The sequence below is a fragment of the Pedobacter nototheniae genome (assembly GCF_004335085.1).
In the GTDB taxonomy this organism is placed as follows: domain Bacteria; phylum Bacteroidota; class Bacteroidia; order Sphingobacteriales; family Sphingobacteriaceae; genus Pedobacter; species Pedobacter nototheniae.
The window spans coordinates 42,934-59,716 of sequence record NZ_RQRS01000032.1 but is presented as its reverse complement, the minus strand read 5'-3'; the positions used below and the strand labels follow the sequence as shown (position 1 = coordinate 59,716).

The 16,783-nt window shown below is 37.1% G+C and carries 14 protein-coding genes; 3 read left to right on the top strand and 11 right to left on the bottom strand.

What is annotated here, in order from left to right; genetic code table 11:
* Window positions 1–154: 154 nt before the first annotated feature.
* On the top strand, window positions 155–496 hold the full coding sequence (locus tag EHC72_RS21040; RefSeq protein ID WP_131539695.1) for a hypothetical protein: 342 nt from the start codon (window positions 155–157) through the stop codon (window positions 494–496).
* Window positions 497–661: 165 nt separating this feature from the next.
* On the opposite strand, the gene EHC72_RS21035 is transcribed toward EHC72_RS21040, so the two are convergent.
* The 3 genes from EHC72_RS21035 to EHC72_RS21025 all read right to left on the bottom strand — a co-directional run bounded on the left by EHC72_RS21035 (window position 662) and on the right by EHC72_RS21025 (window position 5,062).
* Window positions 662–2,290, bottom strand: a complete 1,629-nt coding sequence (locus tag EHC72_RS21035) for a recombinase family protein (protein WP_131539694.1) — start codon at window positions 2,288–2,290, stop codon at window positions 662–664.
* Window positions 2,291–2,889: 599 nt separating this feature from the next.
* Window positions 2,890–4,185, bottom strand: a complete 1,296-nt coding sequence (locus EHC72_RS21030; protein ID WP_131539693.1) for a hypothetical protein — start codon at window positions 4,183–4,185, stop codon at window positions 2,890–2,892.
* Between the two features lies 1 nt (window position 4,186).
* Window positions 4,187–5,062, bottom strand: coding sequence for a HEPN domain-containing protein (locus tag EHC72_RS21025; protein WP_131539692.1), 876 nt, complete (start codon window positions 5,060–5,062; stop codon window positions 4,187–4,189).
* Window positions 5,063–5,187: 125 nt separating this feature from the next.
* Between EHC72_RS21025 and EHC72_RS21020 the strand changes: the two genes are divergently transcribed.
* Complete coding sequence (locus EHC72_RS21020; RefSeq protein WP_131539691.1) at window positions 5,188–5,562, top strand: helix-turn-helix domain-containing protein; 375 nt, start codon at window positions 5,188–5,190, stop codon at window positions 5,560–5,562.
* Between the two features lie 471 nt (window positions 5,563–6,033).
* Here EHC72_RS21020 and EHC72_RS21015 read toward each other — a convergent pair whose 3' ends face one another.
* The 8 genes from EHC72_RS21015 to EHC72_RS20980 all read right to left on the bottom strand — a co-directional run bounded on the left by EHC72_RS21015 (window position 6,034) and on the right by EHC72_RS20980 (window position 14,957).
* Complete coding sequence (locus tag EHC72_RS21015) at window positions 6,034–6,606, bottom strand: hypothetical protein (RefSeq protein ID WP_131539690.1); 573 nt, start codon at window positions 6,604–6,606, stop codon at window positions 6,034–6,036.
* A gap of 128 nt (window positions 6,607–6,734) precedes the next feature.
* Window positions 6,735–7,136 carry a hypothetical protein gene (locus EHC72_RS22960; protein WP_211660343.1) on the bottom strand — a complete coding sequence of 134 codons (402 nt, stop codon included), beginning with the start codon at window positions 7,134–7,136 and terminating at the stop codon, window positions 6,735–6,737.
* 116 nt (window positions 7,137–7,252) lie between these two features.
* Window positions 7,253–7,858 carry an Imm26 family immunity protein gene (locus EHC72_RS21005; protein WP_165585907.1) on the bottom strand — a complete coding sequence of 202 codons (606 nt, stop codon included), beginning with the start codon at window positions 7,856–7,858 and terminating at the stop codon, window positions 7,253–7,255.
* A 187-nt stretch (window positions 7,859–8,045) separates the two neighbouring features.
* Complete coding sequence (locus EHC72_RS21000; protein WP_131539687.1) at window positions 8,046–8,636, bottom strand: hypothetical protein; 591 nt, start codon at window positions 8,634–8,636, stop codon at window positions 8,046–8,048.
* A 153-nt stretch (window positions 8,637–8,789) separates the two neighbouring features.
* Window positions 8,790–9,452, bottom strand: a complete 663-nt coding sequence (locus EHC72_RS20995; RefSeq protein ID WP_131539686.1) for a hypothetical protein — start codon at window positions 9,450–9,452, stop codon at window positions 8,790–8,792.
* 26 nt (window positions 9,453–9,478) lie between these two features.
* Complete coding sequence (locus EHC72_RS20990; protein ID WP_131539685.1) at window positions 9,479–13,063, bottom strand: DUF6443 domain-containing protein; 3,585 nt, start codon at window positions 13,061–13,063, stop codon at window positions 9,479–9,481.
* A 24-nt stretch (window positions 13,064–13,087) separates the two neighbouring features.
* The gene (locus EHC72_RS20985; protein ID WP_131539684.1) at window positions 13,088–14,647 is read right to left on the bottom strand and encodes a PKD domain-containing protein; all 1,560 of its coding nucleotides are present in this window, start codon (window positions 14,645–14,647) and stop codon (window positions 13,088–13,090) included.
* A gap of 43 nt (window positions 14,648–14,690) precedes the next feature.
* A complete protein-coding gene (locus tag EHC72_RS20980; protein WP_131539683.1) occupies window positions 14,691–14,957 on the bottom strand; it encodes a hypothetical protein in 267 nt (88 codons plus the stop codon).
* Window positions 14,958–15,763: 806 nt separating this feature from the next.
* On the opposite strand from EHC72_RS20980, the gene EHC72_RS20975 reads away from it, so the two are divergent.
* Window positions 15,764–16,762 carry a transposase gene (locus EHC72_RS20975; RefSeq protein WP_131539682.1) on the top strand — a complete coding sequence of 333 codons (999 nt, stop codon included), beginning with the start codon at window positions 15,764–15,766 and terminating at the stop codon, window positions 16,760–16,762.
* Window positions 16,763–16,783: the final 21 nt, after the last annotated feature.

The window sequence follows — 16,783 nt, the reverse complement described above, 5'->3', positions numbered from 1 at the left end:
TTAGCGTATCAGAAAGCACAAGTGTACAACTTGCTAGAAAAAGTTGGTGTAACCTTTAAAAAGAAGCAGGGGCTAACAAATAATGTGTAGTTTTTTAATATACTTTCACCAAAAGTGACGAAGAACCACTATGCGCGAAAACAGGTGGATACTAATGCCGAGATCCCCAGATTATAGAGTAAAGAGGTATTTTCCTGCAGAAAAATTGGATTCTTATAAAAGCTACTATCAGCGCTACTATGCAGAACATAATGAGCACATTCAATTTATTATAGAGTTGTTTCGGGGAAAAAAAACCGATGAAACTCAACTTGCAGCAACTGTTTTGGCATGCAGTATTGAGCTAACCAAAAACAATAGCCTTGATAAGACTAATCTTTTGAAAACTTTTTATGAATGGCATGACAAGAAAAAACGTTTCACCCAAAGCCAAATTTTTAGATCCTTTGAATTCCTAAAAGCAAATAACCTATTATCGGCAAATTTTACGTTATAGTTATTTTAGGATTACAGCAATGTGCTTTTAAGCAAAATCTAACTTTTTTTGGCGAATTTAATCAACAGGAAATAAATAAGAAATCACACCTATGGATCGTTAGAACAGACAATTTCTTTTCGAATCCAGATACCATTGTTGCCAATTTTGCACCTAATACAAATTTTACGATAATTTCTTTTTCCTATACTGTCCCTCCATCTTGTTATTGACCACTTTTTCAAAATTTACTATGGCCTCACAATGTTCATAAAAGTTCGATTTTCCGCCGATTGACTCTACGAGAGTGGGCAAATCAAGTTTTTCCTTGGTTTGCCCCTTTTTTTTGCCCTCCAAAACTGACTTCAGGACACCAAAAACACGGATGGCTTCGTTTACACGGGTGGTTCGATGTTGCGTTCCGTCAAAAACGAGATTTTCAGGGTAAATCGAACCGATTATTCTTCTTTTATCTTCAGAATTGGCCTTTAGATATACTTCAGATAAGTTTCCAAGCATCCCCGTAGCTTTTGAAATTAATGGACTTATATGTTCTTTTCCCCTTGTTAGCTCTATTAGTTTTCCCTCCAGGATAGAAACGCTCCTTTCACAATCTGATTTAATCTTTCGATATTCTAAATCTGAAAGGACGTCTTCAAGCATTTTATCCCTCGCTTTGATAATTCTCTGGTTATATTCTTCCAGTTCTTTTTTGATTTTATTAAGCTCTGAATTGTCTTCTTTGGTCAGCGATTGATAAACTTGTTTAAGGATAATCTTGTAAGTTTCATTTAACACGGGATCAAGCGAAAATTTCTCCAGTTCCGTGACAAAAAGTTCGTTTACCTTTTCTGCACCATAGCGAATACCACACTTAGAAGTGCAGTGATAATAATGATAATACTTATAACGTCCCTTCGATGCGCTTCCTGAAAGCTTATAGCCGCATTTGGGACAGATTAAAAAGCCCCTTAAAGGAAGTAATTCTAAAGAGCCGAATGTTCTTTTGTAATGTTTATTTCTACCACTGAGGACATCCATTGCTTTATAAAAGATTGTTTCATTAACAACTGGCTGGTGCAATCCCTTAACCACACAGGCTTCCTCATCTTTGTATTCCGGAATAAATATTTTACCGCAATAAACAGGGTTTCTGATAATCTTCCAAAAGTTTTTCCGTCCGGATTTTAAGCCTTTTTTATAGGCTTCCCTCCAGATCTGGTCGATATACCATTTGCCTGTTGCCAGTTCTTCATAAACCCATTTCATGATAGAAGCATGCGGTTCACATGGGCAGATATACTTTTTGCCATCTTCGGTTACTTTGTTCACATATCCGACTGGTGCTGAGCCCATCCACCTGCCTTCTTTTCTTGCCCTTCTCATTCCAAAAAAGGTATTCAGTGCCCGCCTGTCATTTTCAACCTCCGGTGCAGCAAGGTAAAAAGCCAGCATCATCTTGTTTTCAGGTATGGTTAAATCCAGTGGTTGTTCAATTGCCTGCGGCTCTACACTTAGATCGGAAAGTACCCTAATCATCTGATAAGCATCCCCTGCATTTCTGCTAAACCGGTCCCATTTTGTAAACAAAACAAGGTCTGTCTGTCCACGTTTCTTTTTAAGCTCTACCAGTAGTTTTTGCCACTGCGGCCGAAGGAAGGTTTTTGCTGAATAGTCCTCATAAATGATCCTTCTAACTTTTATATCTTTATTATCACAATAGCGCTGTAGTACTTCTTCCTGATTGCGCTGGGAATATCCTTTATCTGCCTGTTCTTCAGTACTTACCCGTATATACAAATCTGCTGTTATCATCTTTTTAATATTTGTTCAACTTCCAGAGTCGCTAACAGGTATAGAAGCTCTAAAATTTCTTCTGCCTGATTTATTGATACCTCAATTCCTTTCTTTTGAAGAATTAGGACTAGCTCCTCTGGAAGCATCTTATTAATATTCAATTTCCTCATAACAAATTCGCTTAAGCGAATTTGTCTATATCACCATCTCTCCGTTGCCAATCACCATCGGGATCCCTATATTTAGTTTTTTAGCATCTTAGGTATGGTGATTGTCTACTTTTATTAAATTGTCGGGCTGCGACATCTTCTGTTTAACATATTTTATTTATTGAAATTTAGAATCTAAGCCGTTCGGCACAGGCCTCCTGGCTTTTTATTAAGCCACCTCACCTGAATGCAATCGCTTTACAAGGCAAGACTTTGCGAAAAACAAATACGCTTTTAAGCGCAAGCGAAAAAAGGAAGATTTTTTTTCAGCAAACCCGAAGGGCATGGTCTTTCCGGTAAAGGGATTGTTCAGAAATTTGCTACATAAAAAGCTAGAGAAGGTTTTAATCAATGAATCTTTATATCCTTAGTAAGTTGGTTTACATTTAAAAAGAAGAATATTAAATGTTATTTCAGGATCAATTCATAGTGTTTTCCCAGTTCAGTAACATAATCCATAAAACATTCTTCGTAATATATTTTAGGGATCTGGATTTTAAAATCAGTTTCATAAAAAAAGCCTACTAGCCTGGAATCCATCTCGGATTCTAAAAGGTACCAGGTATTGGGCTCAGGTCTGCCCGCTATCAGAAACTGGCTACTCATAAAGTTTTTAAATAGAAAAACTTTGTTTCCGATCTTAAAGCGAAGGCTAAGCTCATAATAATCTCCCTTATCACTCAGCTGAAAATTCAGCTTTGGGATATCCATGGAAAACCGGCAAGCCTGCATTTTCTTCTTTAATGGTTTTCCTGTTATATTTCGCAGTCCATAGCTATACAGGTAATGGATTGAAGATTCTCCCATTAAAAGTGGCAGCGCTTTGTTCCAAAGTAAAATAAGTTCCCTTTTATGCTTTTCATTAGTATGTCTTATTTCCTCCTTTTGCTCTGCTGGGTCATTATGGTTATAAAAAGCGATTGCAGCAATAGTTTTCATCTGAAAACAGATTTCATTTAATTCTTTTTGTTTTGGGTAAAGCAAGATATCACTGATATCGGTATCCTGAAAAACAAACTCATAATAGGACTTAACGCTCTTATTATCCTGATTGGCTATAAAGGTGTAGGGAATCAAAAAAGCGTAATGGTTGGAATGAAATTTAGTTTCATGGGTATAGGCGAAGCAATAACCAATCCTGATTTCTTCATTCTGACCGCTGTACCTTGAGGACTGTATATGAGTTAGTCTCGGCAGGAGTTCCCGCTCAGCGATCTCCAGAAATTTATCATCAGGCCTAAATAAACCTTTAAAGTTTTCTTTGAGGCTAATCTCCATGCCGTAACGGTCATAGATAATATTCAGGTATTTTGATTTGCCTGTTTTCTCATCAAAACAGTCCGGCCAGTAATAATCCTGAAAATCAAAATGATCTTCCCACATCATAGACCGGAGTGCCCTGTAGGCATAACGACCGAGGTAACTTTCATCCGTATCCACATTGCAACTGATTAAAAGGTAGCCCCGTTCTACCTTAAAATAGATCTTTACAGGCGGCTCATTCTCCAATTTGAATTGCATCACCAGGATACCTTTTTTAAAAGCAACGAATTTTCGATGGGCCTGGAAATATGGGTTCTTACCTGCCCTGAAATCTGTTCTGGATTCCAGGGTGGAAAGCCACAGTTTTCTTGTACCCTTTTCAAAAGGAAGTTTGAAAAACTGTTCGATCGGTTTATCTTTTATTTTGTTATTACTCTTCATCCTAACCTCCTATCATTAGTTCATCCGCACCACAGGCCAGGCTTAGCTCATTTATCCTTTCCTCACAAAGCTTTTTACTTAGGTCAAAAAAGGTCTTTACCAGTCTGTACAAATCATCTGCATCATCAATATCAACATTAAAATTATCCCGGTAACGAGCATGCAAGCAACTATCCATCAGAACTTTAAAGAGCCTGCTGTTTTCTTCGTTGTTTAAAAATATTTCTTTGGGCTGCTCAGAAAAACAACAACATAGATCCAGCAACTTACCCAGATGGTGGATATCAGCCCGGTAGGACATAAAGATCCTGATCAATGCAATACAGCATTGTTCTACAGTCTGGTGGAGCATAAATACGCTTACATTGTATTTACGGTTGCTATAACATTCTGCTGCTCCAACCAAAAAACCTTTGGCCATGGGGATGCGATGGTTAAAATGTACCCTTGCTTTTTGGAGCGATTGTTTTTCATCCAGTATATATTGTGGAAATAGGTTTAATATACCTTCATGATTGTAAAGCAAAATTCCGGTATTAAACGCATGGATAAAAAACCTGCTGTTTGCTGAAATTGCCTCTTCCATTGTTTCGCGGCTATGCACCAGAATGGTAATCTTCCCATGGTAAAAATGGGTATTGACAAAATCCTGGACACCATGTTCTATCCGGGTTGTTCCTTCAACCACCATAAGTAAATGATAATGAAAGCTACTGACATCGATTTTTTCCATAAAAGAACCTGAAGCAAATTTGCTTTTAACAGACTCTGAGAACTTGATAATGTACAGGGGCTGGAAGCGCGCTACAAGTTCTCTGATAAAAGACAAAACCCTTTCATCCTGGTTTTGCCCTTCTAATAATAATTTCTTTTTCATACCTTAATGATTAATGCTAACCATCAAGTTCAGGCATAAAAAAAGCGTAACCTACCAATTACATGGGTATCATACCCATGATAAATTGTTTCATACTATCTTAGGGATTATTTATATTTGCTAACATGGAAACAACCTCAAACAAAACCCACATCGGAAGAAAAATCAGCCGCATTCGTGAAATCCGCGGAATCAAGCAGGATGCCCTTGCCATTGAACTCGGTGTTAGCCAGCAAACCATTTCCAAGATTGAGCAAAGCGAAGAAGTAGAAGATTCAACGCTGGAGAAAATTGCTAAAGTGTTAGGGGTAAGCGTTGAGGCGATAAAGAATTTTAGTGAAGAGGTACTTATATTTCATATCCAAAATATGCACGATAATTCGACTGCATATGCTTATAATTTTCAATGTACTTACAATCCACTCGACAAAGTTGTAGAGTTGTATGAAAGATTATTAGCTAGTGAACGAGAGAAAATAGAATTATTGAAAAATAAATAGGACTTTGTCTGATAAATACCTGTATTATTTTGTTATTAAGTGTTTAAAGGATCCATAGCATACTCTGATCAATTTTATCAGGGTTGTATTTTATTTTAACTTCTATCGGTAGTTTATTGCTTTGAAGATCATGTAAGATTTTGGAATTAAGAAAAGAATATCCCAATACACAAGAGTCTACATATGTAATATCATTAACTTTAAAAATATATTTAAATTGAATTTTATCTAAACTTAAAATATTTTCTTTTATTCTTGTTTGCCGAGTATTAAAAATCTCCTTTCTTTCGAATATTTATCCTTTTGTCGTACTTGTTTTTTGAAGACCTTGCCATAACATTGCGATATAAGATATATTGAAAGTCCCAAAAACAACAGTTATAATAAGTAATATAAACAAAGAAATCTGGCCTATTGTCTTCCAGTTACCTAAATAAAACCATTATGAATAGCATAAAAAAAATTAAATGTCTAATGTGGCATTAATATAAGTCCATCACTAATCCCTTTATTGAATGCCTCTTCAGTGAGTATAATTAGCTTTGGAAGTTTGCTTTTAAGTAAAGAAATATCTTTAGTATTGAAAGACTTATCTATAACTAGGTATTGAAGGTTAGGTAGTTTGTATAGTGATTCTAAGGCAATATCTTTATTTTTAAATTCTACTCCTATTAGGATTAATTGCTTTAGATCAGATTTAATTAAGGAATTAAAATCATTTATTATTACATTTTCTAATCTTAAATAAAACATTTTTTTCATCTCACTTAACCACTGCGGCCAATTATATTTAATTGTATTTGCCTTAAATGGATTACCATCACTAAAATTTACAGAGGCTATATTAAAAAAATCTTTGTTCAAAGTATCAGGCAGGTGATCTGGAGTAAACTCAGGCCCTGCTACGATCATCTTCATTTCATTATTGTGACCAGTTATTACGCATGTTGAATCAAAAAATATTACAGAATCTGCTTTTGTATTGCCAAAATCTATGTTCAATATGGTACCCTCTTTCATTATTGTTGTGTACTTGCTATTCATATTGTCATCTTTTCTTTTAGTAGAGATTTTGTGTGAACAAGATAAAAAAAATATCGAAATGAGGAATAGATACCTATTAATCATAAAAAAGATCCTCATACTTTTATCTTTAGAGTGGTCATCATTATTTAATTCCCTCGAATTAATTCAATCTCATCGTTTTTACCCACTCCAGTTCTCAATAAAACTTTTTTAATAAATAGAAATACACAAAGTATTTTCACGGTATACCGCTGTATTTCTCCATTATCTGACGAAGCAAAGACATAGATGTACGTAGCTATAGTAATTTTTCCCATCTCAGCAACTGACATAATAGTTAGATTATTATCACCAAAATCTCCCCGATTAAAAAGGCCAGGAAATTTGATGTTGTTTACTGTCATGTTTTTTGACTTCAAAAATGGGTCTATGAATTTTCGTTTAGCACTAGCAACTATTAAACGATAAATAAGGTAATTAATACCAATAAATAATAAAACGGCTAAGATAAATGTTAAGAAAATAGTGTACAAGATAACAATATGCATAAAATTAAAGTACTAAAAAAACAGACTGTAGTTTCATTATTGCAAAACACCTTCCGAATGTCATCTTTTGCTTAATAATGTCCTCGTTAATATAGGTTCTTGTAAAAGAATCTGATTTAAGTAATTGCTTTGCCCTTAATTGATTGAGATTGTTTATAGTAAGTCGGAATTTCTATAACTTCTTGATAATACTTTTTTTCGAAATATTCCTCTAATTTAAAATAGTCTTCAATATTTTTACCCTCATCTCGAATTAAAGCCATTGCAATTTTTGTTCCTACTAATTCAGCACCCTTCGCGCCTATGGTTTCCAGATGTTTTACATTGTCGTATGTCGATTTTATTTTTTGTGAGATATCTGCATTCACAACATAATACCAATCTTTCAAATTTTCTTCATCAGGTTCTGGTATTTTATAATTAGGGATTTCTTTTTCTTCTTCACTATAACCAGTATTTCCAATAATTTTCCAAACACCTTTAGAAAGTGTTGGCAATATACCTGCAATTAAAAGAGGGCATAAGACCAATTTTTTATTTAGAAGTTCTGTTAATGGTATATCTACAGAAGTCGTTCTGAAATTATAAACCCTAATCATAGTTGGATAATGAATCGCATTATTCAATTCAAGCAAATTAATTCCTTTTGCATAAGCAAATCCTAATCCATTTGGTAATGGTATCTGCAATATATCTCCATTCTTAAACTTTTTTCTTGACATTTTATAACCCATTTAAAAAATCATTTGCTTCTTTCATTTACTTGGATATATCAAAAGAATGTCCATCAAGTTACTAATTACCTAAATAAAACGAATACAAAAATTAAATGTCTAATGTGGATTAATTTTCTGCAACCATATTCTTTGACTTCAAAAATGGATCTATGAATTGTTAATACAAAATTATTTATTGCAAGATATTTACTAGTCCAGCCTTTGCTTTTTCTTCAAATTTGGATTTTGAGATAATATTTAACGAGGGAATTTTTCGTTTTAATTCATTGATCTTCAAAAAACTAGAAGAATCATCATAAATAAAGTATTCAAGCGACCTCACTTTTAACAAGTAGTCAATATTTGAATCAATATCAATTTTCTTACAGTTGTCGATCAATAAATTCTGAATTGTCATATCCTCTAGGAAACTTAGACTTTCAATTTCAAGTCCCTCCAATTTTAGTGTTTTTAATTGTTTGAAGTTATAAAACCATTGAGGAATTTCATTAGTATCGGCGATAAGTTCATTCGATGGATGAATATATAGTACCGAGCAATCATAAACATCACTTTTTAGAGATATTGGTAAGCTTGATAAATCAGAATTAGGAGCAACAATCAGCATATGGGGTTTTTCATCTAAAGAAGTTATAATTATATACTCATCATGATATAGAAGACCCTCTTTACCTTTTAGATTTCCAAAATCAACATTAAGTGTCTCTCTATTTATTGTGGAAACAGGAATTTCCATATTATTTATGTTACGTCTATTTTTCATATTTTTAAAAGAACAAGAAAACATAAACAGGATACCATAAATGCTGTTGCTTGATTTTTTTTCATGTCATTTCTATTATCAATTTTATTTCAGAGCGAAAAGATAAAAATTTCTGACATCAATGGCCAGCAACTTACTTTAAGGGCAAATTTCTCATTCAAAAGATATTAAACCTTGATTGACCATTACCTCATATTGTGTTTTTTGCAGAATGATCATTTTTGGAAGCCGTTTTTGTAGATAAGAAACGTCGGAAATGTCCATTTCTTGATAAACTAAATATTGTAGCTTCATAGATAAAATCGCTGTCAGAAAAATATCCCTATTTTCTTTAGCGAAATGGTCAAAAACTAATGTTTTGATTGGCAGGTCCAAAAGGATATTATTTTTGTCGATTAATCCGCCTTCAATGGTGAGAATCTTAATTTTTTTTAAATCCTTCAGCCAATCATGCAGAATAATATCTCCTAAATTTTGTTCAGCGTCAAAAGTGTTATATGGCCTGAGTAAAACTGCTTTAGACTCAGAAATTTGCTGGCGAAGTGATGAAGGATAATCTTTTAAATTGAAACCGATATTAGCAAACAATGAATGAGGAGAAAGGTCTATCCCAATTAAAGTACAGAACCTGTCGTTAAACATTAAACTTGGTTCGCCTTTTAAGTTCTTGGAGCGGATATTTGTTGTTACTAAATCCAGCTTTGAGATTCCGTTTTTCGCCATAGGAATGTTTGTTATTTTTTTTGAACAAGAGGTATTTAGCAATAACATTGCTAAAATAAAAATTTTTAAGTGTTTATAAAAACTATTCGTCATCGGATAAAAGTATATTTTTAAATCTATTAAGGATATAATAATGCCCAATGAAAAGTAACTTTACTTACAGCCAAAGGCGTTCTAAACTGATAACGATAGTTTTCCTTTGCAATTGCTGGATAATTAAAAACCGCCCCCAAAGCAAAGTTCAAATCTCCCATAAACAGGGCGGAATCAAAAGGGCGATGATTCTTCATCTCTTTGTTTGAACTTATCCGAGCAACATCAAGCGCGGCGGCAATTAATACTTTTGCTTGAGCCTGAAGCACCACATCCCCGTTGCGATTTTTTTTATTGACTTCTATGCCAATGTTCATCTTTGCTGTAATAACCTCAGATCTGTAAGGGAAAACATCAAGAAACCGAAAACTCTCTGTATATACCAATTCAGCATAATAAGCATCTCCGACAGACCTCAACTTGATCGACTTAGGGTCTACAAACTGGCCAATTGTCAGTCCATCCCCCTGATTGGAGTACCCTTCTCTCATTCTATCAGAAAGCCAATTAGTGTTACTTCGGGTTTCTGCTATACTTACACCTCGAAGGCCTACTTCTCTGGCAGTTCCGCTTGCAGAGATATTGTCATTCAGGTTGCTCCAAGCCGTATCGAAGTTGCCTGCAAGTGTCGTATCCCAACCACCGAATTTGTCTAACCTATCGGTTATTGCCCCAAAACCCTGAAAGTCATTTGAAAATATTTCAACATAATCAGGATTTGAACTTGACCAACGACCACCATTTTTATTTCCATCAGCATTAATGGAATAGATAATATCAAAGATAGTTGCGCCTCCTGCAGCAGCTTTATCTCCTAATGGATCATTAAACATAATCGGATTATCCATTGCATAATGATATGTTCCAAAACTCTCACTAGCCTCCGCTATGGGGTCAACAGTAATAAACCTGCCCAGTGCCGCATCATACATTCTATAAAAAGTTTGCTGTAAATCAGGCATATCCCCGAAATCATCTTGCCACTCTGCACCACCGTTATAGAGATTCTTGTTTGCTGCAGTTGGTACAGTGTTGCCCGGCATACTCAGGCCAAAAGGGTAATAGCTGTTTTCCTGTCTTACCACAGCAATACCGTTCTGTTCTTCAAAACTTACCCTGGCATTGCCCTGCTGATCCTGAATGATGTATTCCGATTTCAAACTGCCAGCAGTATTCCTAACCCGACCTTCGCTCATGCCAAAATAGGCCAACGTTCCATTCTCATAAACAAAGCCTTCGATGTAGTCGGTGGTCTTTACCAGGCTTCCATTGTCAACAGCTTGCTTCCGGATTACTATCCCCCCTGCGTCGTAAGTATAATCAATGTATCTACCGGAGGCAGTATTTACCGTGATGCGTTCAGTACGGTTTAGGATATTATAAGAAAGGGTTAAGCCTTTTTTGGGATCAGCCGTTAAGTTTCCGTTATCTGAATATACATAAGGATTACCCGATCCTGTCAGGTTTTTAAAACCAAACACATTATAGTTTCCTCCGGCTCCATCGCTTACATTGGCAAGCCTGTTGCCATCATAACTATAATTCAGATCGTCGACAGCAGTGATACTGCCGTTCAATATCGCATTGCGTTGTAAAGATAGTATATTCCCATTCGCGTCATAGCGGATATTTTTTTCATCGAACGCCGCAATATTACCCCAACTACTGCCAGCGGAACGATCGGCATAATTTGCTGCAGTGAGCCTAAGCAGAGCATCATAATTAAATCGGTAACTTTTTTCATTCCCATTAGTTACCCCAGGTGCGTTAGTTTTCCATTTTACTGCCGAGATCATCCCATTGTAATAGCCGGTATTCCCCAAGCTACCATCGGTCTGTTCATAGAGCAGCTCCATTCCAAATACATCATTGGTATCATCATTCCTGCTATCAACAGAAAGCCCACTATTATTAATACTGGTGAGTTGTCCTCTAATATTGTAACGATAATCGACTGATTGTAGATAACTAGCTCCACCATTGGTACTATGGAGCTTTTTATCAACCAGTTGCCCGATCTCATTATATTCATAGGCTGCAACCCGGATGGTGGCTGCGCCATTATAGCTTTCATCTACCGTTTTCAACCTATCCATATGGTCAAAAGAGTACGCTGTTTGTACGGTAACAGTTGTAGCAGCCGAATGGACGTTCTTAGTCAAGGTGGTCTTACCTGTAAAATCTCGTACGAAAGTTTTGACCGAGGCCAGATTACTATTCAACTGGTTGTTACTCAAAGTTTGTATTACCTGTCCTTTACGGTCATAGAACATTACCGTACTCAACCAGATATTGGAAAGCCCTGCGCCTACAGTACGTTTGCGGATTATAGTTGGCATACCACTGAGATAATCAGATGCTGTAGCTTCCCCATTAAGTCCCTGCCCCTGATAGGCGTAATCAGGTGAACCATTGCCATCCAGGTCATAATTATCAAAGTAGCTGTAACCCAGTGGCTCGATATTCGATGCCGGAAAGGTATTATTGGTATAATAACCTGTTGCTGCATCACCATTACGAACCTCATAATAAATATTATTGTAATTAAGTCCTGATACATAAGCCTGTAGGGCAGCACGGCTACTCCCATCATTATAAATTCCCTGACTTACCGGAGTCTGACGGCTATCATACTTGATGTAGTTCCATTTCCCCATACTTCGAAGGTTCCCATCCTGAGCAAGTACCAACCTGTCCATGCGATCATAAACCATATAAACTGCAGAACTTCCCGGCACTGTTCTTTCCACCTGCCTTCCCTTTTCATCGTACACATAACTGAAGATCAGTTTGGCCACCTCTGGTTGAGAGAGCGCAAAGTTGCCAGCAGATTCCATTAGTGCATAGGCTTTTGGAGATACAGCAAAAACTAACTGACCAAGATCATCATAAACATAGCTGGTATTCAACCAATTTACTCCATCTTGCCCTAGCCATTGGCGTTTTAGTACTGTCTGTCCTGCGGCATCGGTGTACACAACAGTTTTTGCGCCGTTCTCATCAGTTACTGTACTGACACTTAAGGTACCCGCAGGCCATACACCGGCATCGCTACCATCAGGTTGCCACCTACGCACTGTTTCAGAAGAAAGATTGGTTCCGTAAACTATTGTTTTATAATGTTCTCCTGGCTGGAAACCCGCACCCACAGATCCCTGTTGCAATACTCGCTGCAATGGGCTGTTTTCAAACAACTGCTGTGAAAAAGGATTGGCATCGGTAGCAGTTTTCTGACCGGAAGTGTTATAAAAAGCGGCCTGTTCGACAACTGCATTCCCTCTAAAGGTGGCATTATTGTTTGCCGAGGCATAAGGGAGATAGCTTCTGCTTTCCCTGCCCATATTATCATAGCTTTTATGCTGGATCAGGTCCTTTCCGTTCGGACTCCCCCCAACAATGATTACCTGCTGGGCACGCCCGAAACCATCGCCATAAGTTCTGGTAACCTGTTTTTGTGATGGTGCAAGGCCATTTAACTGTTCATCAGTAAATACACCTGCTATTTTGACTACTTCCTGTTGTACAAAAGTCTTGTTTTGTGCATAACTAAAGGATATACAAATAAACATACTGGTCAACAGCAACAGTATGTAGGAAAAATATCTTTTCATTTTTTTTGAGATTAGATGGGAACCTTAGTCAACTGATGATGGTACGCAAGTTTGCGGATCGGTATACAGCGTGAGGCTTTCTTTACCTGTTAAATCCATATAAAACTCATATATGCTTACCCCAGGCTGTGAAGACAGACAGCTCGAAACCACATTGGTATTGTTCGGGCCCCTGGCAGAAAACTGGATACTTTTATAACCATTGGGATTCGAACTACTAAAGGCGGTTGAGGAGACACCCACCCTGATCGTATATGCACCAGGATCAATGGTCGAGGTGCCGGAATTGAATTCACTCTGCGAAAACTGCCTTACAATCTGTCCATTCTGATAGAAAGTAAGCATCATATCACCAGAATTAGAATACAGTTTTGTTGCACCGACAGCAGGCAAGGAAACCGTCAGGTTTTTGCTCACCGTAACCGATCCATAATAAGGGGAAGACTTGGTTATACTCGCTGTATAATTACCTACCTGCGTATAAGTATGTAGTACACCATCAGGGGTTGTTGTAACAACAGCAGGGCTTCCATCACCAAAATTCCATGTATAAGTCAATCCGTCTCCTGTAAATACAGGATAACTGTTTATAGAAAAATTAATCTGAGTATTAACAAGTTGGTTATCAGCCATAGTAAAGCTTGGGGCAAACTGATCCTGATTAGTACCCAATACATAACCCATCTTCTGCACAATATTCTTATCCTGATCGTATACATGTTTTATCCTGTTCACTGCATCATAGTCATAGCGGGAGGCCATTCCGTTCGCGGCAGCAGTAAAAAGTTTATTTTCGGTAATTATGTCGTAATTACCTATCTGCACATCAGCTTCCTCAGGTCGGAATATAACATCATCTATCAGCAGCTCAGATGATGCCCACAACTTGATAGTGAAAGTTTGGCTCATTGATGCTACAGGTATTTTAACTTGATAATACTTCCAATTACCTGAGCTTGCAATAATATTGACAGCATTGGAAACAATCTGGTTAGCCGTATTGATTACCGATACATTAAGCGTGTTAGATACTGTAGAATTTATCCAGGTAGATAGAATATATGTTGTCGAGCCCACTTTTTTCTTTAGACTTCTATAAAGTACAGCTGAAGGGTTTGTAATTACACTCAGTTTACCTGAATTTGCAATAGTGGAACTTTGCCCATTCGCTTCAAACCAAAGCCCTGCAAGATTTCCTTGTTCAAAATTGCTATACAGGATTTCATCCTGCCTCGCATTGTTGATACTCGCCAGTGGCAGCCTTGAATAATCATCATACAAAGCAGATTTGATTTGTCCCTTGGCGTTATTTCCAGAGAGGAGCTGCCCATGAATATTATAATCTGTAAAGTTTCCCGTTGAATAATATCTTACATCATTTACCAAATTTCCCGACTGAATGAATGAAGGTTGAAAATCGGTAATGCCAGTGGCATTTCTGAATATTAAGGTTTTTGCAGGCTGTTCGCTACCAGGGCTAAATATGGCGAACCTGGTTAAACTAGCCGAAACGGTCCTGGCAACTCCACCCCGTTCGATCTGATTAAAAGTCTCAATCGGGATGTTGATATTTTTCAGCCCCATACTTTTTAGTGCAACTGCAGCAGAATCATTGGCTGTCGAAGTGTCATAGTCTTTTGTATGCCCCACCTGCAGAAAACTGCCAGTTCATTCCTCCTGAGCCTTCTATGTCCTTTGCCCTCACCCCGTTTCCGTAATAAAAGAGCGAAATTGGTACGGTAATTTTACCACGTTTTAACGTATAAATAGGAATATTGATTGTTGCTGCACCTGATGATTGGCTTACATTAACAATCTGAGCCCTCAGTGTGGTTAAATTAAACAAAATCCCCACAAAAGTGATGAGCTTAAAAAGAGCATTTAGATTTTTCATGAATATAAAGTTGATAATTATCGATTCTTTAAATGTAGAATTATAGTTTTTGTTATCTGGTAAACAAAGTAAATCATAGCAACTGATAGTGCTAGAACAAGAATTTCAGGAGTACCCAAAAAGCAGAGGTGATTAAGAGATAGCATAGGTTTAGATATTGTTTAATAAAAATAGATTTTATTATTGAGATTTTAAAAGCCGATAATGTTTTATTTTTAAATTTAGAGAGAAAATAAACTTAACTAACAACTTTATTTTCAACACATAAGAGTTTACAAGTCTTAGACTAGTAGAAGGCTCCAGAAAAGATATATCATTAAGGCTATAACTGTTAAAATATCATCTTAAAAACATTGTAGAAAAACTTTATTTGATAAATAGCTTAGCCTTGAGCAGAACCTTGAGAATACAAACGAACTCTTCTTCTGTTATTTATGTTTTAACTTACTCCTAAAAGAGAATATATTATTTCAGCTTTCAATTATTTTACCATGGGTTTAGGCTGTCCGAGTTCCGAGAGACAGCCCCGACCACAAGGGCGCAAGATTGATTTGTGGACAAATCTACATCTTGCCATTAACTTTACTCGTTAATTATTGCCCCGGAATCGCAGTTTTTCTAAATATTTAGTTATTTGATTTTTTACAAACTTTGGTGAATGGAATAAGGTGAACTTGACATCTTGCTGGGCTCAGACCCCTGTTCCGTATTAGTCCCCTGTTGCTGAGACCCTTTAGAATTATAGGCATAAGGCCTGCTAATGGTTATAGTCGAGCAACTTATTTTTTTACTTAATTATTGACATTATGACACAAACAATGTTCGTTGGGATCGATGTCTCTAAGGCCACATTTGATGCCTATATCAATGGCCGTAATGAGTACAAAGTATTTACCAACACGACCAGGGGGTATGATGCCCTGGTAAACTGGATCGGCAAACATCACCCTGATCCGACAAACAACGACCTTCGGGTATGCTTCGAGCATACAGGACTTTATTCCATTCCTCTTGCGACCTACCTTTCAAAGGCTGCTATTCCCTTTTGCATGATTTCTGCGCTGCAGATCAAAAGATCTTTAGGTATTGCAAGAGGTAAGAGCGACCGCATTGATGCTAGAAGGATTGCCGACTATGCATACACCTTCAGGGAGAAACTGACACCGACAACGCTTCCAGCTAGGGAGATTATGCAACTTCATCTATTGCTTTCTCTCCGTGACCGGTTGGTAAGAATCCGAGCAGGCTTTTTGGTAACAAAGAGCGAACAAAAGCGCTTTCTGATGAATAGTGATGTGTTGGACTTTTCACCAGTTTACAGCACACTTATAGACCAAATAACAACTCAAGAGAAGCAGGTTGATGAAGCCATTAAGCTCGTTATCTCCCGGTCACCGGAACTTAAATCCACCTTCGATCTGATCACAACGATCAAGGGTGTTGGTCCAATTCTGGGTGCATATATGATTGTCTATACCCATAATTTCACCCGGTTCCATACCTGGAGGAAGTTTGCCTGTTTTGCAGGGACAGCACCGTTCCAGAATGAATCTGGCACGACTTACCGGGGTAAAACCAGGGTCAGCAGCCTGGCCAATAAACAGATCAAAAAGCTGCTTCACATTTCAGCATTGAGTGCATCACGTTATGATAAAGAACTAAGTACCTATTACCATAAAAGGGTTCAGGGCGGCAAGAGTAAGATGGCCACGCTCAACATTCTTCGGAATAAAATGCTTGCGCGAATATTTGCTGTGGCGACGCGCAAGTCAGCGTACGTTGACTTAAATAAGTTCGCAGCCTGATGTAAATGCGGCCGATAACGT